Source organism: Clostridium sp. Marseille-Q7071 (assembly GCF_965112025.1).
Genome location: NZ_CBCOPR010000001.1, coordinates 904,784 through 927,179, shown reverse-complemented (window position 1 = coordinate 927,179; position 22,396 = coordinate 904,784). Strand labels below are relative to the sequence as shown.

At 29.5% G+C, this 22,396-nt stretch carries 15 protein-coding genes; 4 read left to right on the top strand and 11 right to left on the bottom strand.

Going from position 1 to position 22,396, the window contains the following annotated elements:
* Positions 1-40: 40 nt before the first annotated feature.
* The 3 genes from ACWPW7_RS04295 to splB all read right to left on the bottom strand — a co-directional run bounded on the left by ACWPW7_RS04295 (position 41) and on the right by splB (position 4,013).
* The gene (locus ACWPW7_RS04295; protein ID WP_454052528.1) at positions 41-1,336 is read right to left on the bottom strand and encodes a metallopeptidase TldD-related protein; all 1,296 of its coding nucleotides are present in this window, start codon (positions 1,334-1,336) and stop codon (positions 41-43) included.
* Complete coding sequence (locus ACWPW7_RS04290) at positions 1,336-2,760, bottom strand: TldD/PmbA family protein (protein ID WP_454052527.1); 1,425 nt, start codon at positions 2,758-2,760, stop codon at positions 1,336-1,338. The genes ACWPW7_RS04295 and ACWPW7_RS04290 overlap by 1 nt, the downstream gene beginning before the upstream one ends.
* A 245-nt stretch (positions 2,761-3,005) precedes the next feature.
* Positions 3,006-4,013, bottom strand: a complete 1,008-nt coding sequence (gene splB / locus ACWPW7_RS04285; protein WP_454052526.1) for a spore photoproduct lyase — start codon at positions 4,011-4,013, stop codon at positions 3,006-3,008.
* Between the two features lie 223 nt (positions 4,014-4,236).
* Here splB and ACWPW7_RS04280 point away from each other — a divergent pair, with 223 nt between their 5' ends.
* Together ACWPW7_RS04280 and ACWPW7_RS04275 are read left to right on the top strand one after the other, a co-directional pair.
* A complete protein-coding gene (locus ACWPW7_RS04280; RefSeq protein ID WP_454055467.1) occupies positions 4,237-5,319 on the top strand; it encodes a YkvI family membrane protein in 1,083 nt (360 codons plus the stop codon).
* Between the two features lie 194 nt (positions 5,320-5,513).
* On the top strand, positions 5,514-6,419 hold the full coding sequence (locus ACWPW7_RS04275; protein ID WP_454052525.1) for a radical SAM protein: 906 nt from the start codon (positions 5,514-5,516) through the stop codon (positions 6,417-6,419).
* A 268-nt stretch (positions 6,420-6,687) separates the two neighbouring features.
* Here ACWPW7_RS04275 and ACWPW7_RS04270 read toward each other — a convergent pair whose 3' ends face one another.
* The 3 genes from ACWPW7_RS04270 to ACWPW7_RS04260 form a co-directional block, all read right to left on the bottom strand.
* The gene (locus tag ACWPW7_RS04270) at positions 6,688-8,487 is read right to left on the bottom strand and encodes a heme NO-binding domain-containing protein (RefSeq protein ID WP_454052524.1); all 1,800 of its coding nucleotides are present in this window, start codon (positions 8,485-8,487) and stop codon (positions 6,688-6,690) included.
* A gap of 438 nt (positions 8,488-8,925) precedes the next feature.
* Positions 8,926-10,431, bottom strand: a complete 1,506-nt coding sequence (locus ACWPW7_RS04265; RefSeq protein WP_454052523.1) for a histidine kinase dimerization/phospho-acceptor domain-containing protein — start codon at positions 10,429-10,431, stop codon at positions 8,926-8,928.
* The gene (locus ACWPW7_RS04260; protein WP_291564639.1) at positions 10,421-11,107 is read right to left on the bottom strand and encodes a response regulator transcription factor; all 687 of its coding nucleotides are present in this window, start codon (positions 11,105-11,107) and stop codon (positions 10,421-10,423) included. The genes ACWPW7_RS04265 and ACWPW7_RS04260 overlap by 11 nt, the downstream gene beginning before the upstream one ends.
* Positions 11,108-11,233: 126 nt before the next feature.
* Between ACWPW7_RS04260 and ACWPW7_RS04255 the strand changes: the two genes are divergently transcribed.
* Positions 11,234-11,359 carry a hypothetical protein gene (locus ACWPW7_RS04255; RefSeq protein WP_454052522.1) on the top strand — a complete coding sequence of 42 codons (126 nt, stop codon included), beginning with the start codon at positions 11,234-11,236 and terminating at the stop codon, positions 11,357-11,359.
* Positions 11,360-11,671: 312 nt separating this feature from the next.
* On the top strand, positions 11,672-12,361 hold the full coding sequence (locus ACWPW7_RS04250) for a TraX family protein (RefSeq protein ID WP_454052521.1): 690 nt from the start codon (positions 11,672-11,674) through the stop codon (positions 12,359-12,361).
* A gap of 668 nt (positions 12,362-13,029) precedes the next feature.
* Here ACWPW7_RS04250 and ACWPW7_RS04245 read toward each other — a convergent pair.
* The 5 genes from ACWPW7_RS04245 to ACWPW7_RS04225 form a co-directional block, all read right to left on the bottom strand.
* Positions 13,030-14,415 carry a peptidoglycan-binding domain-containing protein gene (locus tag ACWPW7_RS04245; RefSeq protein ID WP_454052520.1) on the bottom strand — a complete coding sequence of 462 codons (1,386 nt, stop codon included), beginning with the start codon at positions 14,413-14,415 and terminating at the stop codon, positions 13,030-13,032.
* Between the two features lie 340 nt (positions 14,416-14,755).
* Positions 14,756-16,633, bottom strand: coding sequence for a S8 family peptidase (locus ACWPW7_RS04240; protein WP_454052519.1), 1,878 nt, complete (start codon positions 16,631-16,633; stop codon positions 14,756-14,758).
* Between the two features lie 46 nt (positions 16,634-16,679).
* The gene (locus ACWPW7_RS04235; RefSeq protein WP_454052518.1) at positions 16,680-18,548 is read right to left on the bottom strand and encodes a S8 family peptidase; all 1,869 of its coding nucleotides are present in this window, start codon (positions 18,546-18,548) and stop codon (positions 16,680-16,682) included.
* 46 nt (positions 18,549-18,594) lie between these two features.
* A complete protein-coding gene (locus tag ACWPW7_RS04230) occupies positions 18,595-20,463 on the bottom strand; it encodes a S8 family peptidase (protein WP_454052517.1) in 1,869 nt (622 codons plus the stop codon).
* Positions 20,464-20,508: 45 nt separating this feature from the next.
* On the bottom strand, positions 20,509-22,377 hold the full coding sequence (locus tag ACWPW7_RS04225; protein WP_454052516.1) for a S8 family peptidase: 1,869 nt from the start codon (positions 22,375-22,377) through the stop codon (positions 20,509-20,511).
* Between the last annotated feature and the right edge of the window lie 19 nt (positions 22,378-22,396).

Sequence of the window (22,396 nt, the reverse complement as noted above, 5' to 3'; positions counted from 1 at the left end):
TTAAGAAATCAATACGCTATCCACAATTCTTCATTTTTAATTATCTTCCTGCTACTGAAATATTTTTTAATAACATTGCTTTTGGACCAAAGAAATTTCCATTAGCTTCAATCTCCGATGATAAATACATTTCCCCTTGTACATTTTTTATATTTCCTGATATGGATCCTCCTGCCATAGGATTTATTTTATCTCCTTCAACATATAAAGCAAGTCTTATCTCTCCTCCAAAATCTCCTGTTAAGCTATTCATTTGGAAATCTGAAAAAGCTTCTACTATAATACAGGATTCACTCTTCATTTCTTCAATTGATTTGCTTCCACCCTCAACAATATAATTTCTAAGAGTTCCTGTTGGGTTTACGTTTAAATAGTAACTATTTCTAACATCCCCATAATAGTTTGTTAGCTTTCCATCTTCAATTATTTTTATATTTGATAACTGAAAGCCATCTTCATCATAAGGTGAAGATACTGGAGAATTTTCTAATTCCTTAGTTAAAGTGATATTTAATAAATCACCTTTTACATTCTCTCCTTGAATTTTATCCCCAATTTTAAATTTTCCTATTTTGTTATACACAGATTTAACATTAGCTTGTGTATAATAATATGTCATCATTTCTTTTACATTATCACCTTTTAATATTACGTTATAACTTCCTGTTGATGGCTCTTCTTTCGCTTTTGCCTTATACTCTGAAATTTTTAATGCTTCCTCTACTTTATTTTCTATATAAGCCTCATCATAATCAGAAAAACTCATCATATTGTAAAGTTCTACTTCTTCTTCACCTTTCCAATTTGTAATAAATTCTATTTCCGATGAATTACTTATATAACTTACATCTACTCCTTCAGAGTTCACAATTCTAGTAAAAACTTTATTTAAGAATATCTCTGAAGAATTTATACTTCCATCTTCTTTGTTATCATTTTTATAAAGAGAATCTTTTAATCTTATTATCCATTTAATAGAGTCCTCTTCATTAAACTTAGAAGGTATAGTTATAGTGTCTTCCTTAATTCCACTTACCAATGGATAATACTTATTTTTCACAAATTTTGCTGCATAACTAGCATCATTTATAGCTTTTCTTATCTCTTCATCACTCATTGTAGTATATACTTCTATTGATGAATCTCCCTTAAATTTCTCTCCATTCTCTTCAAAGTCTACATAAACTACAACATTAAATTTATGAACTTCTTTATTTCTGTTCATATCTAATTGTTTTTTTATAAAAAACATTTCTTCACTAATTACTTTATTTTCTATTATCTTATATCCACTAATATCAAACTCTTTTAATATAGAAATTATATTATCTAACATTATCCTAACCTCACTCTCGCTTTAATATATGGGCCTCCAGAAGATACCTTTACATATTCCTTATATCCTTTACCACAAGCTCCACTTCCCTCTAAACATATCTCATCAGAAACCATGGATATAGACTTTAATAAGTCTGGTACATATCCAGTTAAAACGATAGGAGAAAAGATTTTCCCTGTAAGTTTTCCATCTTTTATTTCATATGCAAAGTTCACCATGCATTGGATTCCCCAGCTTTTAGGATCTTCCATTCCACTCATAGGTACATCTAATAAAAAACCATAATCTATGGATTTAATCATTTCTTCTAAGTTACAATAACCTTTTTCAAAAAACGTATTAGTCATTCTTGAATAAGCTTTTCTTTCAAAGGATTGTCTTTTCCCATTACCTGTAGGCTTTTCACCTAATTTTAGCGCTGATAAAGTATCAGATATTCCACATTTTAATACACCTTTGTCAATAATAACTGTGTCTTGTCCTAATACTCCTTCATCGTCAAACAAATAAGAGGACATATGTCTTTCAGATGTTGCTCCATCACGCATTGTTACTAATGGTGATGCAATGTGTTGTCCTATATACTCCTTGGCTTTTGCTCTTTCTTTAAGGAACATGTCCATTTCTACACCATGACCAAAAGCTTCATGAGCAATTAATCCTGACACCTCTGGAGAACATATTACATCATACATTCCTGGTATTATAGGCTTAGCCTCTAATGCCTTTAAAGCTGTATCTACAACTTCTTTAATTGAGCTTTCCATTTCATCTATAATTTCTACACCTTTTAATCCTGAAAAAACTTTATAATTAAATCTAGTATCCTCTTCATTAGTAGTTATACATTGAACCATACCTTCACTCCATAAATAACTTTGCTCTAAATTTTTTTTATTTGACATAAAAATTTTATTTACATGAAGATAATTATAGGCTACTCTTACATCTAAAATCTTATCACTAAGAACCATTGCACTTTTATTTATATTTGTAATTTTATTTAATATTTCTTTATCACTAACAGTTGTAGGATAGATATCTACTTTATCCTTAAAAGACTTTGTTATTTCTTCTTCCTCTAATACTGGATAATGATTTACTTCATATTCACTAAATAAAGATACATAAGTTTTTATTTTTTCTTTAATTTGTTCTGCAAGATTTTCTACGTTATCATCTAATATATAATCAAAGGAAAATTCCGAATAATTAATTCCATTATATACTTTTAAAACAAATCCTCTTTCATTCCAAACAGAATTTTTTATAGAGGTTCCAGTTCTTAAAGAAGTATATTCTTTTCCAAAACAATCAGTTCCTAATACAGATACATATTTATATTCCATTGATAAAATTTCTATAAGTTTTTTTATAGATTTCTTTGATTCTATAAGAAAATTCGATAATTCTAGTTCCATATATTACACCCCTCTTTGTTTAAAACTATGTATTTAAATATTATGCTAGAATATTTTTACTTATTATTATATCACTAAAATTATCATAATTTTCAATTTAATAAAATATAAAAAAATTTCTATTCACTTTCATACTTTTAAATAATAAATAATTGATTAATATTTCTTCTTCAGTATAAAAACTTTAAATTAATTTCTTTAATATTTATTATAAATTTCTAGATGTGAAAACAAAATAAAATTTGTTAAATTATATAATTGATATTTCCTTCTCCAAAAAGCTCATTTATACTCTTTATAAAAAACTCTTTATATTCTTTCATTTCATCATCCTTATAAATATATTTTCCATAACCAAATTGACCGAATTTAAACTTTCTTAATTCTTCTTCCATAGGTAAAATACTTTTAGGAAATATGCTTAATATATTTTCTTTAGCTCTTTTAGTAAACCTATGAGAAATTACTTCAAAGTTTATTTTTGTATTTGGAATTTTTTCTTTAATCTTATATAAAAGTTCATAATATTTCCCTTGATAATTATCCTCTAAAAACACTGGCGCAATTATAAACCCCAAATTATATCCTGCATCACTTACTTTTTTAGCTGCTTCTATTCTTTCTTCAAAACTAGGTGTTCTATGTTCAAATTTACTTATTACTTCATTTATGTTTAAACTAAATCTTATAGTAGTTCTTCCATTATGTTTTGCATCTAAAAGACTGTCCACCTCCGTATACTTAGTAACAAATCTAAAAAGTGCCTTTTCATTTTTACCAAAATACTCAATAGCCTTTTTTAACGCTCCTGTATACTGTTCTACTGGTATAGGGTCAGAAGTAGCGGCGCCTTCAAATATTGTTATATTAGGTAGCCTTTCATCTATATATTTTCCTGCTTTTTCTAATATTTCTCCAACATTTACATAAATTTTTGTATATGGTCTTTTTCCCATTTGGGTGTTTAAATAACAATATTCACACATTCCCATACATCCACTAACTAACGGAAGTTGATAATGAGCGGATGGCTTACAAGATTCAAATTTTAATGTCTTTCTCACTCCTACAACTAAAGTATTTTTTCCTTCTCCATACATTTCCGTAGGACTTTTACCTGTAATTCCAGATATTCTTCCGCTTTTAGAATACTTTATTTCCACATTTTGATCTTTAAAAACTTCTAAAAGCTCCTTTCCTTTGTCATATGTTAATGCTCCTTCTTCAAAAACCACTCTTTTGGGATTAAACATTTGTATCACCTCAACAATAGTGTTTGTAGAAAATTTTATACTAAACATAAAAAATCATTATTTTATATTATGTTCGCTTTGAAGTCTTTAGCTTTATTTATAGATTTGATTGTGAAATTCATACTATAATTTATAATATTTATTTTATTTCACATACTTAAGTATTTTTCTTATGAATAAAATTGTACAACCCTCTATATATTTAAAGTATATATATAAGATTATGGGGGAGATATACTTGAAGAAACAACTAGCTTTAGTTTTTCAAACAGCTACAGTTTTTGTGGGTACTATTGTTGGAGCAGGATTAGCATCTGGTCAGGAAATAACTCAGTTTTTTACTACATATGGATATAAAAGCTTTATTGGGTTATTAATTTGTGCAATATTTTATATATTTGTTAGTTCTATGATAGTATCCATAAGTTTACGTTACAATTTAAATTCCTACACTGAGCTTATAAACTTAGTAAGTCCTGGCTTTCTAGGAAAAATTACTGATATTTTAACTAGTTTTTTTCTAGTAGCTGGTGCAGCGATCATTTTAGCTGGTGGAGGAGCATTATTAAAACAATATTTTGGACTTCCAAAATATATTGGAATTATTTTAATGGCAATAGTTTCCCTTATCACTTTACTTCGTGATACAAAAGGCCTAATTGCTATTAATTCTTTTATTGTACCTTCACTTTCTACTATTATAATTGCTGTATTTACCCTTTATTTAATATATTATAGAGATAACATGTCCTTAGAATTTATGAAAACTGTACCTGTTCATAAAAATATGATAATACCTTATCAATGGATAATCTCCTCATTTTTATATGCAGGTTTCAATATGTTATCCTGTAGTGGGGTTCTTGTTCCTGTAAGTAAGGAAATGAAAAATAAATCTATGATTATTTTGGGCCTTATACTAGGTTCATTGCTATTAACCTTACTAGGTTTTCTAATAAACTCTATGTTACTCGTAAATATTCCTGATATATTTAAATATGAGATACCTTTACTTCATGTAGCAAGCAAGTTTGGGCCATTAATGCAGGTTCTTCTTCTACTTGTTATTTGGTGTGAAATGTTCTCAACAGAAGTATCAGATATATATAGCGTAGGAAAAACTCTTGAGCAAAAATTTAATATACCTTATAAAAAAGCTGTAATTATAATACTTCTTATCGCTCTTCCGGTTTCTCAAATAGGTTTTAAAAATTTAATAACCTATTTGTATCCTGGCTTTGGTATTATAAGCTTAATATTTGTGGTACAAACATTCATATTCTATATGAAAAAATGTAGAAAATAAATAAATGAATTCTCACCTCTGATTCCTATAATGGTTTTCAGAGGTGATTTTTCCTAATATATTAAATTTTATTTAAATTGTACATTCTCCATTATATTAGGTTATAATTTTAATATATTAAGGCATTGAAAATGATGGATTAGTATATTATTTTCTTTTACATGCCTAAAATCATTTCACCTAGGAGAAGTACTATGGAAAATTTGTATATGCTAAAAAGTTGTAATCTTTGTCCTAGAAATTGCTCTGTTGATAGAACAGTTGAAAAGCTAGGATTTTGTAATTCAAATTCAAATATAAAAGTTTCTAAAGTTTCTAAGCATTATTGGGAAGAACCTTGCATTTCTGGGTCTAATGGTTCCGGTACTGTTTTCTTTTCTAATTGCAATCTTAAATGTGTTTTTTGCCAAAATCATCAAATTAGTCATAATGGAGTAGGAAAAGAAATTTCTATTGGAAGGCTTAGTGAAATATTTTTAGAGCAACAGGAAAGTGGAGTTCACAATATAAACTTAGTTACTCCTACCCACTATATTCCTCAAATCATTGAGGCTATAAAATTAGCTAAAGATAATGGGTTAAAGTTACCTATTGTATATAATTCTAACGGATATGAAAATGTAGAAGCTATTAGAAAATTAAGAGGATATATTGATGTCTACCTTCCAGATTTAAAATATTTTAATGATAAATATGCCATAAAATACTCTAATGCTAAAAACTATTTTAATAGCGCAATCTCTGTTATTGAAGAAATGTTTAATCAAGTAGGTGAACCTACCTTTGACAATGATGGTATGATGAAAAATGGTGTTATAATAAGACATTTAATGCTTCCTGGATTATTATTTGATTCTAAAAAAATTGTAGATTACATATTTAAAACCTATAATCACAAAGTTTATCTAAGTCTTATGAATCAGTATACTCCAGTTTATAATTGTAGCAAATTTGAAGAATTAACAAAGCCTCTAAATCCTAAACATTATAATGCACTTATTAGTCATTGCTTAGAATTAGGATATAAAAACGCTTTTATACAGGAAGAAGGTACTGCGAAAGAGAGCTTTATACCTGAATTTGATTTAGAAGGAGTTTAATCCCTTAAAAATTAAGGATTAATAATTAAGAATGAAAAATTTAGGATGAAATTCACCCTTAGTGAATTTCTTAAAATAAAATTTATTCTCAAAAAACTTCAAAGGTCTTAACCGTGAAGTTTTAACCATAATTCTTCATCTTTCATTCTTAATTTTTCATTCATAGAAAAGAATCTTTGTTGTAGGAATTAAAATCATGCATAAGTTAATTTTTCATTAAGGAATCCTATAAAAAAATCCACTATCCTAAGGATAATGGACCTTTTCATTATATTTTATATTTTCCTAAATCTTCTTCAAAGAATTTAGCAATTTTTTTAAATTCATTTATGCTTTCTATAAGATTTTTAATTTCTTCTGTATATAGATTAACATTTGCGCTAACCTCTTGTGATGCTGCTGAGTTTTGTTCTGCTATAGCTGCTAGAGATTCTATGTTGTTGTACATATCTGCAATTGACTCTGCTTCTGTGTCTAATTCATTTATTGTTTTTATCATTGAAGTAGATACAGTTCTAACAGATGTAGTTGTTCCTCTATTTACATCTCTTATTAAGACTAGTCCTTTAGTTGCTTCTTGAAGTACATCATGTTTATTTTCTATATTTTTAACTAATACATCAATATCATCAACAAATTGAATAAGATTTGTATTTATCTCTTCTACTGCATCCTTAGTTTGCTCAGCAAGTTTTCTAACTTCATCAGCTACTACAGCAAATCCTTTACCTTGTTCTCCTGCTCTTGCTGCTTCAATAGAAGCATTAAGAGCTAATAGGTTAGTCATATCAGAAATTTGAGATACTATATAAACTATATTAGTAATATCTTTAGCTTTATCACCTAATTGAGTTCCTTTGACTTTAACTTCTTTGAAACTTTCTAGTGTCTCTAATATATTTTCACTTACTTTATCAACTTGTTTATAGCTATCAGTAATCTTATTAATTGTAGTTTCAAGTTCCTCTTTATTATTGTTTTCACTATCAACAATAAGCTTTAAGGCATTGATATTATCATTTAATATATGTGCAGCATTTTCTGTATTTTGTGCTTGATCAACAGAAGTGTCTGCTACCTGATTCACAACTTGAGATATTTCCTCTGAAGTCTTGTCCATATTTTCAGAAATAGTGCTTATATTTTTAGCAAAAGTTGCCATCTCATCAGTGATACCTTTGAATCCTACAAAATCACTCTTTATATTCTTTATATGATTATTAAGCTTACCATATAATCTTTCAAATCTATCATTAGTGATAAGAATACTTTCTTCAATAAATTCCTTATTATTAAGATTATCCAGTATTTTTTCAATATGAGTAAGTGGCCTTATAAGCAATGAAGTTCCTATAAACGCACTTGCTCCACTAATTAATGAAATTATTAATCCTTTAAATATACTACTTAACCCTAAAATAGGTAGCGTAGATAAAAATGTTATTATAGATGTAACTATTGCAGCCTTGAAACCTACGCTTTTTACAAATCCAAAGGATAATATTTTATTTATGAAGTAAGTCTTTTTATACTTAATATCTTTATGGAAAGTTATTTTAACTTTCAATCCATCTTCTGTTTTTTCAATTACATCAAAATTAGCTTCCTCTTTAAAGTAGGAAAAGCTACCTTCAAGCATTCCTAAGAAATAATCAAACATTTTTCTTTTAGAAGAATAGGTTATAATAGCTTGTTTATCAGAAATAGCTTTAATATCAACTATTGGTGGCTTAGCTCCTGGTATTCTCTTAGTCATTACAGTATGTATATCATAAAGTGACTTAAGAAATGAATAAGTATTATCATGATAAAAAAATGCTTTAAAATCTTTAGAAAAAGAGTATATATTGTCCTTTCCTATTTTCCTCCAAAGTTCTCCCTCTGTTATTCCCTTATTATTTGAAATATATTTTATAAACTTTTGAATTTTTAATTCGTCAACATCTTCTGCTGGAGAAAATATCTTATTACTTTCAAAGCCAGCATTTATCATAGCTTCATCAATAAAACCATCTCCATAAAAATTTCTACATGTTCTAACCCATGTAGCTACTGTTGTGCCTTTCATATTTTATACCCCCATCTACTTAAGCATCTGAAACAAAATAATTAGTCAAAGATTCTAAGGATATTTTTTGCCACATAAAAAGTAATGTTTCATAGATATAACTAATATCTTTGATCTTTACGATTTAGTATGATATAAATATCCTAGAATAATGACTAGTTTTCTTCAAGATGCCTTATTTAAATTTAAAATAGATATTGAATTTAACTTATATAGTTCTAAGTAATATCTTTATGAATAAATAATTCTAAACATATTTATCCTATAATTGCATACGCTACCTATAGTTTCATATAAAGTTAACATACCTAAAATTTTCCCTATGTTGTAAGACTATAATACCAAAATTCTAAATATTTTTTCAATAGTTTAATTATACTATATTAATTTTAATAGAATTTTCATAGGTATCTTTAAAAAATATTTAGAAATTATATGCTAATTGTTTTTAACATCTTCTACTTCTGTATAAAAGTAAAACTCTACTCCTCTTTCTGTATTTCTAGCACCATATTCCATATCGTGAAGTTCTAATACATTTTTAACTATAGAAAGTCCTAATCCACTTCCTCCCAAAGTTCTACTTCTTGACTTATCAGCTTTATAAAATTTACTCCATATATTACTCATCTCTTGATCAGATATAGGATTTGCACTGTTTTCAACAGATACTCTAAGCCTATTGTCTTCAAAATTCATAGATACCCATATAAGTCCCAAAGGCTCCGTATGTCTTATAGCATTAGTTAAAAAATTAGTTATAACCTGTTCTATTCTAAATTTGTCTGCTTTTATATAAACATCAGAAATATAGTTTCTATCAATGGTTATATCTTTATCATTTATTTCATTGTTTAAGCTTTTTATATTTTTTTCTATCATTTCACTAAGGTTAAATATTTCATATTTAAGTTCTGTAGCATGGCTTTCTAATGCAGATAAATCTAACATATCCTTTACAAGCTTGCCCATTTTATTAGTTTCTTCTAAGATTATATCTAAGGATTCATTTTTTTCTTCCTCTGAAAATACATCATCCTTAATGCCTTCTATATAACCTTTAATTATAGTTATAGGAGTTTTAAGCTCGTGTGATACTGCTGCTACAAATTCTTTTCTAACTTCTTCTACTTTTCTTTCTTTTTCTATATCTTTTTGAAGCTGGATATTTGCTCTTTGTAATGAAGATAATGCACGATACAAGTTTTCTGAAAGGAAGTTTAATGTTATTGCCAAATTGCCTATTTCATCTTGGGATACTACTTCACATTTTTCACTAAAATCTAAATTACTCATTTTCTTTGCAGTTGCGTTTATTCTTCTTAAAGGATTAGTAATCATTATAGAATATATAAAAGACAACACTAAAATTATAAATATTGCTACTACATAGAAATATTTATAAAACTCCTCTATAACACTAATACCTTCATCAATAGGCTGAAGCGATGTAGTCCCTATTATAAGTTTATTATCGTCTAATTTTATACAAACTAAATCTTTATTCTCACTATATGTAGTCTCTGCTGAAAATACAATTATCTTTTCCTTTAAAAGCTTACTTCTTAACAATTCATTTGTGTTTAACTCGCGTAGGATTTGATTTACATATTTACCTCTTTTATTATCTTCTCCTGCTATTTCAATATTAAATGTAATAGTAAACTCATATTTATATTCTACTATTGCTAAATATGTATTGTATTTCTCCTCATATTCTTTCATAAGTACTGTCAACTCTTCATAGCTCTTTAGTTTATCGTATTTCTGAGAAAACTTAACAGTATTAGTTCTTATTTCTTGCTTCTTCTTATTAGAATACATACTTTGAAAAAATATTCTTTGTATTAAAAGGCTAAAGCTTAAAAATAATGTAAAAATCAGTGTAGTAATTATAAATAGCTTTGTTGATATACTTTCCTTATATCTTATATTATACTTCATTCTTCACCTCAAATTTATATCCAAAGCCTCTAACTGTTTGAATTAACTTAGATTTATCCTTTAACTTTTCTCTTAGTCTTTTGACGCTGGTATCTACTACCCTAAAATCTCCATCAAAGTCATAACCCCAAACTCCATCTAAAATTTGTTCCCTAGTTAGTACAATATTTTTATTTTTTACAAAGTACATAAGCAAAGAAAACTCTGTAGGAGTTAAAGAAATTTCTAATTTATCCACAGTTACTATATGTGATTTCTCATTTATGCACAAACCATCAAAGTCATACACATCTTCACTTTTAACTTCACTGCCATAAGTTCTCTTGATCAATGCATTAACCTTTGCTATCAATATCTTAGGGCTAAAAGGCTTAGTTTCATAGTTATCTACTCCAAATCCAAAAGCTAAAAGTTTATCTTGTTCTTCCTCCTTTGCACTGAGCATTATAATAGGAATATCATAACTTTGCCTTATAAGTTGTAATGCTTCAAATCCTCCCATAATAGGCATCATTATATCTAAAATTATAAGGTGAACCTCTTCATTTTTTAATTTATTTAGGGCATCCACGCCATTTACTGCATAAATAACATTATATTTTTCTTTTGACAAATAAGCTCCTAATAATTTTCTTATACTTTCTTCATCATCAACAACTAGAATTGTCTTCTCCATTAATTTTCACCTCTTATAAATCTTTATTTATTATATTATAAATTAATATTAACATATTTTCAGAAGGATTTTCTTATAGATAGTATAAGTTATTATGATTGAAATTTTACAATATGAGGTGATACTATGAATAATTTCCATATAAAGCTACCTGCTTGTATCTTTATGTTATTAGACCATATGAGTGGTCCAGTGCTACCAAATAGTTTATTTCTTAAAATTATAGGTAGACTTGCGACTACTAATTTTTGAATTGATTTCTCAGCTACGTTACATACTCATTCTTAAATCATCTATTTTAAATATATTCTTTACATTATTCTTTGGACTTATAGCTATGTATACATCAAATTATAGTTTTAATTTATTATTAATATACACTATGTATATATTTAAAATATTAACAATATATATAAAGGAATTTATTGTCTTATTAGGGAATATACACTTATCATAAAAATAATAAATTCTAGAAAATAAATCAATTAAAAAATTCTCATGCTCTGCTGAGAATTAACTATAATAACTATACATGGTCAATGAAGAATTAACGAGGTGATATTTATGAACAGTTTTCACTTAAAGCTAATTGCTTGTATTTGTATGCTTATAGATCACATAGGTTCTGTTCTATTTCCACAATATTTGTTTTTGAGAGTTATAGGAAGAATTGCTTTTCCTATATTCGCTTATTTAATTACAGAAGGCTATATACATACCCATAGCATTAAAAAATATTCAATAAGACTTTTAATTTTTGCTTTAGTCTCCCAAGCACCTTATATGTTAGCCTTTCATATGACTTATTTAAATATATTTTTTACATTATTCATTGGACTTATGGCACTATATGCTACTGACTATGAATTTTCTGAAAATAAACTATTAAATAGCATATTAAAAGTCATAGTTGTATCAGCTATAGTTACATCTTCTTATGTATTTCGTGCTGAATATGGAATATATGGAGTTTTAACTATATTAGCATTTAAATTGTTCAAAAATAATTTTACAAAGCTAATTATAGCACAGGTTATTGTGAATATAATTTATGTTGTACCTATTTATAAATATATATTTATAAATGGTAATTTAAATTTAGGTGTTTTCTTGCAATGCGCCTCTCTTCTTTCCTTAATATTTATTAAAAAATATAATGGTGAAAAAGGCAAAAGTTTTAAATATGCTTTTTATGCTTTCTACCCAGTTCATATTTTATTGTTATATATTATAAATAACTTTTTACTTATTTAAGTAGGAGGATATATATGAAAAAGAAAATTATAAATGTAGTTATTATCATATCTAGCATCTTTATATTACTTATAGGCTAAAACAAATATATGTATATGAAATCTTGGAGAAGCTTTATTAAATACAATGGAATTAAAATTGAAAGAGGATTAAATATTTTGAACGAAGAACTTCAAACCTTTGCTTACAAGATTCAATCAAGATTGTATAAGTAAAGATAACCTTTATGGCTTATTCATCAAATTTTAATCTTCTTATAAGAATTATATAATAAAATCCTATTAAAATAATATTATTGAAATGTTTTTATATTGTAGCTATTATGCATTGGATAAAATTCTGTAAGTGTTTTTTAATCACTTCCCCAAGTATTATTTTACAGATTTTATTCTATTGGGAAATAATTTGAATTATAAACTTATATAAATATTCCAAGGCTTTCTCTTAAATATCTTTGCAATTAAGCCGATTTAAATCTTAGCTGTAAAGATATAAATAATAGTTACTATGATAAACTTTAATAAATCAATCCCAATAATCCCGAAAAAATAAGGCATGATAAAAATCATGCCTTATTTTGCATTTACACTATATTAATACTTGTTTTTAGCCTAGTATATTAAAATAAATAAGAATGTCTGCATTTTTCGCAAACATTCTCATTTATTTTAATCCATTGGATATTCCAATCTTGGTACATTCCATATTCCTTTATATGGTGTAGGCGGAATAAATATTGATGTGCTACTTCTATTTAATTCTTCTTCTAAGGTTCTAGCCTCCCTAGAGTCTATGCCCATACTACTTCTCAATTCAGCAATTCTAGTAACGCCTACATATATATTTGATATTTGATACCAAGTTGCATAATCTACCGTTCCTGTTTGTGGAAGATTGAATATACTTTGAAATACTCTAACACTTTCTGCAGTGGTAGGTCCATATACTCCATCCACTGCTACTTTAGGTATTAAAGGATAATTTTGTGCTATTCTATTTAATTGAGTTTGAATTACTCTTACTGGTTCTCCAGTAGTGCCAATTCCTAATGTATAACCTGGATACGATTGTGGACTTCCTGCTACTCTTTCAGCTCTAACTAAATCAATATCACTTCCATAAAAATTAGTTAAGATTTCATATGGTATTCTTCCTTGATCGCCCAAAAATTTACTTCCCCATTGTGTCAACCATCCTGGACATTTAACCCTTTGCCCATCACAATACTGAGCTAATAACGGTTGCTTTGCTCCTCTCCTTCTAATATAAGTTGCAAATATATCATCAACAATCCTATCTATGCTGTCAAAGATGTTCCTTCCATAAGTAAATGCATGGTCAAAAGCAGTGGAATTTGTAATATCAAAATTATATCCTTTGCCTCTATACCATTCAGTATAAATTCTATTTAATGTAAAAGATATTATACAATATATATTAGCTCTTATTGTACTTTCTGGCCAAGTTGCATATATTTCGCAACTTGCAACATTCTTGATGTAATCTTTATATGGCACCCTATAGTTTGGTGCTGCTGGATTAGTTGGTGCACCTGCATGAACTATTATATATTCAGGTATTATTGGTTCAGGTAATACCACAAATCCGGTTGGTGGAGGTGGCAAAGGTTTCTCAGGATCTTCAGGAATTTTAGGTGGAAAATTTCCAAACAAAGTTATATCCTGTACAATTATTACTCTTCCTATCTGTATTTCTCTATCGCTTCTAGATAAATTTGCTAGGTTAAAATTTTGTATAGATGTAGTTTCAGATAATACTTGACACCCTTCTACAGTTACTGGCTCATATCCTTCTGCTTCAACGTTTATATTCCAAAGACTATAAGGCATTTCAGCTTGTTGTGGGTCCATTGTAAGCTCTATAGGTGGTGCACTTACTTCAACAGATTCTGTTTGCCCGACACTATTAGTTGTTAGTACAATCTCCTGTCTCGTTTCTCCTCCTACTGGAGTTATTGTCACCTTGGCACCAGTAATTGGAACATAACTATTTTGTCTATAGACATTAACCATTATTTTGCCTGTATCAGCCATATAAATACTCCTTAATTAAAATGCTTCAATTATATTTTATGCTAATATATGTAAACATATGAATAAACTGTTTTTCATATTATTAATAAATTTAATTCATACAACTTGTTTTCACAGAAAGTTATAAATATTAATTGCAATATTTATTAAATTATAATTACTTAATTTATACTAAAGGTATTATCTAGCTTTTATATTTAATAATTAGATGTATTAAAAAATAACTAGTCAGTATACGTATATATTTTATGTCATACTGACTCGTCAGAACCCCATGATAGCTGAGCTATCATGGAAACCTGTTGACATGTTTAACATAAGATATACTTTTCACCTTTAACTAGTTATTTTTTTCATATACATTATAGAGTTCTTTAGGTATACGAACAATTACATTTTTAGTAAATGTCGCTACATTATTCTTTTTATCTATATTTCTATTTAAATCTTCATCAAAAGAGCGAAGATTTTGAAATACTCTATTCAAATCTAATATACCATACCCCCAGCTTGGATTAGGATAAATATCCCCTGGTCTTGTTCTAGTACCAGATATAAGAAGAGTATTTATCTTAGGTGGATATAATGCTAGATTATTACCTTCTACTACACCCCATTGCAATATTAATGCTACTGCTCCAGTTAAAACTGCAGTAGCTGCACTAGATCCAGTAATAACAGTTGTTCCCCCTCCAACTTTGGTGGTAAGTACATTGATTCCTCCAGTAGTAACTGCTGGTTTTACACGTCCATCTCTTGTAAATCCCCTCCCAGAGGTTGCTACAATTGTACCAGTATTTTGATCATAACAAGAAGTAACAATTATAGTTCTGCTTGTTGAAGGGATAGTTAAAGTAATCTCTGGATCTGGCTCTAAAAATTTTGTTCCCGGTCTTAAAAAATCCTTCTGATAAGTCCATGCATCGTATCTTCCATTTACTATATATTCACCTACTAAAACTATTTGCCATATTCCACCTTTAACATTTGTAAAACCAATAGATATACGTCCATCTCCAGTGACCTGTTCTGGATAATCATATAATAATGTGGCAATAGTTCCTTCGAATGTAAATTTTAAGGTCACTACTCCTTTTAATTTTTCTGGAATTTTTTGTAGTATTTCTCCACTTGGAGAAATAATTGCTACAGAAATTCTATCTGGACGATTAAACCATATATTTACTTCTATTCCAAGTTGATCATCAGCCACTTGTAGTTCAATTATTCTAGTTTCTCCACTTTCTGTAAATGAACCACTAGTGTGATTTGCAGCATCTCCTTCATTTCCAGTACCACCTATTACTGCTATTCCACTTCTAACAGAAAAATAATCTATATACCTCTCTACTCGAGAACTTCCATCATGTCCTCCATAATTTGCACCTAAAGCTATACATATAGCCATAGGTTTATTTAACTTTCTTTGAGTATCATATAAATACTTCAGCGCTAAAAGTATATCGGTACTTTGATATTCTGGTATTGTTACAGCAACTTGCGGAAATTGTTCTGTAAGACTTTTACTAGCCTCTTTAAGCTTAACAATTAAAAACTCACAATCCGGTGCTGCTCCTGTCACTCCTGCGCGACCTCCTGCACCAATAATTCCTGCTATTTCAGTTCCATGTCCATTATCATCCCTTTGAGGAACAATAGCATAAGGATCTTCTCCTCTAGTTTGAGCAGCGATAGCTTCATTTATCTGTTCTCTAGAATATTCCGTTCCATAAGGAAATCCTTCTGGAGCTGGTCCTTCTTGTATGGTTTGATCCCATATTCCTATTATTCTAGTTTTATTATCTTCTGTCATAAACTCTCTATTTAAGTAGTCGATTCCTGTGTCTAACATCCCTATAACTACTCCTGTCCCTCGTAGAGTTAAAAAAGCATTTCCATGAAAAGTAGAAATATTAGCTGTATCAATAGGTGATAATATACTAAGAGAATATAATTCATCTCTCTCTAAATTTACTATAGCTGGTACATCACGTAATAGATCACTTACTCTTCCACTTTTAACAATTACTATTACTGTAAATTCGCCAACAACCAGTGCACAAGCATAATCTACTTTATTAAGTTGACCTGCCACATCTCCAATATATTCTCCAATGTAGCTTTCATATTCAGGATCTAAATACAATTTACCACATTGTGGCAAATCAATTATTAATTCTTCTTGAATTTCACTGACAATTTCTCTATGCTCTTTCATAAATAGAACCTCCTTATCTTATATTCATAAGGTTATCTAGAGAGCATTATTCTAGCCTTGTATAAATTTCCTTTGGTATTTTTATAAATATATTTTTACTAAACTCTACTATCGCATTTTTATTCCTATAAATTTTATTTAAACTATTATCAAGAGAGCGAATATTTTTAAATACTTCTACTAAGTCTAATATACCATACCCCCATACAGGATTAGGGTATATATCTCCTGGCCTCTTTCTAGTTCCAGATATAAGAAGAGTATTTATTTTAACTGGATATAACGCTGGACTATTACCTTCAACTATACCCCATTGTACTATTAATGCTACGGCTCCTGCTAAAACTGCAGTAGCCGCACTAGAACCAGTAACAGTAGTTGTTCCTCCTCCAGGCTTAGTTGTAAGCACATCAATTCCTCCAGTAGCAACTGATGGCTTTATACGATCATCTCTTGTAAATCCTCTTCCAGAAAGAGCCACCGCTGTATTATTACCTTGATTATAATAGGATGTAACAATTATTTCCCTGCTTGTTGAAGGATTAGTTAAAGTAATATATGGATTTGGTTTTAAGAACTTTGTTCCTGGTTTTAAAAAAAGTTTTTGATAAGTCCATGCATTGTATCTTCCATCAACTATATAATCTCCTATTAATACTATTTGCCATATTCCTCCTCTAATATTGTTAAACTCAATAGATACACGCTCATCACCTGAAATATCAAATTGATAATCATATAATATGGAAACAGTAGTTCCTTCTAATGTAAATTTTAAATCTGTAATTACTGTTATTTCTTCTGGAACTCTTTCTAAAGCTTCCCCACTTGGAGAAATTATTCCTACAGATACCTTATCTGGTCGATTAAACCAAAAGTTTACTTCTATCCCCATTTGGTCGTCAGCTACCTGCAATTCAACTATTATACTTTCTCCAGTTTGTGTAAATCTACCACTAGTATGATTTGCTGCATCCCCTTCATTTCCAGTTCCACCAACTACTGCAATTTGACTTCTATATGAAAAATAATCTATATATCTTTCTACACGAGCAGTTCCATCATGACCTCCATAATTTGAGCCTAGAGCTATACATATAACCATAGGTTTACTTAATCTCCTTTGAGATTCATATAGATATTTTAATGCCATAAGCACATCGCTAGTTTGATATTGTGGAGCAGTTGTCTCTATTTTGGGAAATTGTGCTAAAACAGCTGGATTAACCTCTTTAAGCTTTACAATTACAAACTCACAATCCGGTGCTGCTCCAGTTACTCCCGCGCGTCCCCCTGCACCAATAATACCTGCAACCTCTGTTCCATGACTAATGATATCTTGTTCAGGTACAATAGCATAAGGATCTTCTCCTCTACTTTGTGCATTAATAGCTTCATTAATTTGTTCTCTAGTATATCTTGTTCCATAAGGAAATCCCTGTGGCGGTGGCCCATCTTGTACTGTTTGATCCCACATTTCTATTATTCTTGTTTCATTGTTCTCTGTAATAAATTCTTTATTTAAATAATCAATCCCTGTATCTAACATTCCTATAACTACACCTGTACCCCGTAACGTCAAATAAGGATTTTCATGAAAGTTAGAAATATTAGAAGTATCAATAGGCGACAATTCAGTAAGAGAATATAGATTATTTCTTTCCAAATACACTATAGTCTTAGATACACTTCTTAATTCATTTACTCTTCCTCTTTCAACAACAACTACCGCCATATTAAATCCTACAATAAAAGCACAAGCATAGTCTATGTTATTAAGTTCACTTATAATATCACCAACATAACTAGCAACATAGCTCTCATAATTATCATTTAAATACAAATTTCCACATTGTAATAAATTATTATTTGGAGTTTGCTGAGTTTGATCTATAATTTCTCTATGCTCTTTCATAAATAGAACCTCCTTATCTTATATCCATAAGGTTATCTAGAGAGCATTATTCTAACCTTGTATAAATTTCCTTTGGTATTTTTATAAATATATTTTTACTAAACTTCACTATCTCATTTTTATTCCTATGAATTTTATTTAAACTATTATTAAGAGAGCGAATATTTTTAAATACTTCTACTAAGTCTAATATACCATATCCCCATACAGGATTAGGATATATATCTCCTGGTCTCTTTCTAGTTCCAGATATAAGAAGGGTATTTATTTTAGGTGGATATAATGCAGGATTATTACCTTCAACTATACCCCATTGTACTATTAATGCCACTGCTCCTGTTAAAACTGCAGTAGCTGCACTAGAACCAGTAACAGTAGTTGTTCCTCCTCCAGGCTTAGTTGTAAGCACATCAATCCCTCCAGTAGCAACTGATGGCTTTATACGACCATCTCTTGTAAACCCTCTTCCTGAAAGTGCTACTGCTGTATTATTAAATTGATTATAATAAGATGTAACAATTATTTCTCTACTTGTTGAAGGATTGGTTAAAGTAGTATATGGATTTGGTTTTAAGAACTTTGTTCCTGGTCTTAAAAAAAACTTTTGATAAGTCCAGGCATTATATCTTCCATCAACTATATAATCTCCTATCAATACTATTTGCCATATTCCTCCTTTAACATTATTAAATTCAATAGATACACGCTCATCACCTGAAATATCAAATTGATAATCATATAATATGGAAACAGTAGTGCCTTCTAATGTAAATTTTAAATCTGTGATTACTGTTATTTCTTCTGGAACTCTTTCTAAAGCTTCACCGCTTGGTGAAATTATTCCTACAGATACCTTATCTGGTCGATTAAACCAAAAGTTTACCTCTATTCCTATTTGATCATCAGCTACCTGTAATTCAACTATTATAGTTTCTCCAGTTTGTGTAAATCTACCACTAGTATGATTTGATGCGTCACCTTCATTTCCAGTTCCACCAACTACTGCAATTTGACTTCTATATGAAAAATAATCTATATATCTTTCTACACGAGCAGTTCCATCGTGGCCTCCGTAATTTGACCCTAGTGCTATACATATAACCATAGGTTTACTTAATCTTCTTTGAGATTCATATAAATATTTTAATGCCATAAGCACATCACTAGTTTGATATTGTGGAGCAGTTGCCGCTATTGCAGGAAATAATTGCAAAACAGCTTTATTTGGTTCCTTAAGTTTTACAATTACAAACTCACACTCTGGTGCTGCTCCAGTTACTCCTGCCCAGCCTCCTGCTCCAATAATACCTGCAACCCCTGTTCCATGACCAATAATATCTTGTTCAGGTACAATAGCATAAGGATCTTCCCCTCTACTTTGTGCACTAATAGCTTCATTAATTTGTTCTCTAGTATATCTTGTTCCATAAGGAAATCCCTGCGGCGGTGGTCCATCTTGTACTGTTTGATCCCACATTTCTATTATTCTTGTTTCATTGTTCTCTGTAATAAATTCCTTATTTAAATAATCAATTCCTGTATCTAACATTCCTATAACTACCCCTGTACCCCGCAATGTCAAATAAGGATTTTCATGAAAATTAGAAATATTAGAAGTATCAATGGGAGATAATTCAGTAAGAGAATATAATTCATCTCTCTCCAAATACACTATTGTCTTAGATATACTTCTTAATTCATTTACTCTTCCTCTCTCAACAACAACTACCGCCATATTAAATCCTACAATAAAAGCACAAGCATAATCTATATTATTAAGTTCGCTTACAATATCGCCATTATAACTAACAACATAGCTCTCATAGTTATCATTTAAATACAAATTTCCACATTGTAATAAGTTATTATTTGGAGCCTCTTGAGCTTGATTTATATTTTCTCTATGCTCTTTCATGAGCTAAACCCTCCTTATCTTATATATAAGGTTATTTAAAGAGCATTAGTCTAACCTTGTATAAGTATTTTCAGGTATATTTATAAATACATTTTTGGTAAATTCAACTAAATTTTCTTTATTTTTATTAGAGCGCATTGAAGAAACATCAAGAGATCGAATATTTTGAAATACTCCAGTTAAATCCAACATTCCATATCCCCATACTGGATTAGGATAAATATCACCTGGTCTTTTTCTAGTTCCAGCTATAAGAAATGTATTTATTTTAGGTGGATATAATGCTGGATTATTTCCTTCTACTACACCCCATTGCAATATTAATGCAACTGCTCCTGTTAAAACTGCAGTAGCTGCACTTGATCCAGTAACAATAGTTGTTCCTCCTCCTGGCTTAGTGGTAACTACATTAACTCCTCCAGTAGCAACTGATGGTTTTACACGGCCATCCCTTGTAAATCCTCTTCCTGAAAGGGCAACTGCTGTATTATTAAATTGATTATAATAAGATGTAACAATTATAGTTCTGCTTGTTGAAGGAATAGTTAAAGTAATATATGGATCTGGTTCTAGAAACTTTGTTCCTGGCATTAAAAAATTTTTTTGATAAGTCCAAGCATTATATCTTCCATCAACTATATAGTCTCCTGTTAAAACTATTTGCCATATTCCACCTCTAACATTTGTAAAACCAATAGATATACGCCCATCTCCTGTAATATCTTCTGGATAATCATATAATAATGTAACAGTAGTTCCCTCAAATGTAAACTTTACGGTTACTACTCCTTTCACCTTCTCTGGAATTCTTTCTAAGATTTCTCCACTTGGAGAAATGATTGATACAGACATTCTATCCGGTTGATTAAACCAGATGTTTACTTCTATTCCAAGTTGATTATCAGCTACCTGTAGCTCTATTATTCTGACTTCTCCACTTTCAGTAAATATTCCACTGGTATGATTTGCCGCATCTCCTTCATTTCCAGTACCTCCTACCACTGCTATTCCACTTCTAACTGAAAAATAATCTATATATCTTTCTATCCTAGCACTTCCATCATGACCTCCATAGTTTGAACCTAAGGCTATACATATAGCCATAGGTTTATTTAGTTTTCTCTGAGTATCATATAGATATTTTAATGCTAAAAGTATATCACTAGTTTGATATTCTGGTATTTCCACATTAACTTGCGGAAATTGCCGTAAAAGGGCTGGATTAGCCTCCTTAAGTTTCACAATTAAAAATTCACAATCTGGTGCCGCTCCTGTTACTCCCTCGCGCCCTCCTGCACCAATAATTCCTGCAATTTCAGTTCCATGGCCAATTTCATCTCTTGAAGGCACAATAGAATATGGATCCTCTCCCCTACTTTGAGCACTTATAGCTTCATCTATTTGTTCCCTAGAATATTCTGTTCCATAAGCAAACCCTTCTGGAGGTGGTCCTTCTTGTATTGTTTGGTCCCATATGCCTATTATTCTAGTTTTATTATCTTCTGTCATAAACTCTCTATTTAAATAATCAATACCTGTGTCTAACATCCCTACAACTACACCTGTACCTCGCAGTATTAAATATGAATTTGCGTGAAAATTAGAAATATTAGCAGCATCAATAGGGGATAATTGAGTAAGAGAATATAAATCATCCCTTTCTATATATACTATAGCTGGTACATCTCTTAATAAATCATTTAATCTCCCATTTTCAACAATTACTATTATCATGTAGTTTCCTACCATAAATGCACAAGCGTAATCTATTTGATTGAGCTGGTTTATAACATCTCCATTATATTCTGCAATATAACTTTCATAATTTTCGCTTAAATACCTTTCTCCACATTGTAATATATTCGTGTTTAAGTCTTCTTGCATTTCATCTATATTTTCTCTATGCTCTTTCATAAACAAATACCTCCTGATT

Excerpts from the sequence above, each read along its gene's own strand:
- ACWPW7_RS04295 (WP_454052528.1), bottom strand. The coding sequence starts at position 1,336 with ATGTTAGATAATATAATTTCTATATTAAAAGAGTTTGATATTAGTGGA.
- ACWPW7_RS04290 (WP_454052527.1), bottom strand. The coding sequence starts at position 2,760 with ATGGAACTAGAATTATCGAATTTTCTTATAGAATCAAAGAAATCTATA.
- splB (WP_454052526.1), bottom strand. The coding sequence starts at position 4,013 with ATGTTTAATCCCAAAAGAGTGGTTTTTGAAGAAGGAGCATTAACATAT.
- ACWPW7_RS04280 (WP_454055467.1), top strand. The coding sequence starts at position 4,237 with ATGGGGGAGATATACTTGAAGAAACAACTAGCTTTAGTTTTTCAAACA.
- ACWPW7_RS04275 (WP_454052525.1), top strand. The coding sequence starts at position 5,514 with ATGGAAAATTTGTATATGCTAAAAAGTTGTAATCTTTGTCCTAGAAAT.
- ACWPW7_RS04270 (WP_454052524.1), bottom strand. The coding sequence starts at position 8,487 with ATGAAAGGCACAACAGTAGCTACATGGGTTAGAACATGTAGAAATTTT.
- ACWPW7_RS04265 (WP_454052523.1), bottom strand. The coding sequence starts at position 10,431 with ATGAAGTATAATATAAGATATAAGGAAAGTATATCAACAAAGCTATTT.
- ACWPW7_RS04260 (WP_291564639.1), bottom strand. The coding sequence starts at position 11,107 with ATGGAGAAGACAATTCTAGTTGTTGATGATGAAGAAAGTATAAGAAAA.
- ACWPW7_RS04255 (WP_454052522.1), top strand. The coding sequence starts at position 11,234 with ATGAATAATTTCCATATAAAGCTACCTGCTTGTATCTTTATGTTATTA.
- ACWPW7_RS04250 (WP_454052521.1), top strand. The coding sequence starts at position 11,672 with ATGAACAGTTTTCACTTAAAGCTAATTGCTTGTATTTGTATGCTTATA.
- ACWPW7_RS04245 (WP_454052520.1), bottom strand. The coding sequence starts at position 14,415 with ATGGCTGATACAGGCAAAATAATGGTTAATGTCTATAGACAAAATAGT.
- ACWPW7_RS04240 (WP_454052519.1), bottom strand. The coding sequence starts at position 16,633 with ATGAAAGAGCATAGAGAAATTGTCAGTGAAATTCAAGAAGAATTAATA.
- ACWPW7_RS04235 (WP_454052518.1), bottom strand. The coding sequence starts at position 18,548 with ATGAAAGAGCATAGAGAAATTATAGATCAAACTCAGCAAACTCCAAAT.
- ACWPW7_RS04230 (WP_454052517.1), bottom strand. The coding sequence starts at position 20,463 with ATGAAAGAGCATAGAGAAAATATAAATCAAGCTCAAGAGGCTCCAAAT.
- ACWPW7_RS04225 (WP_454052516.1), bottom strand. The coding sequence starts at position 22,377 with ATGAAAGAGCATAGAGAAAATATAGATGAAATGCAAGAAGACTTAAAC.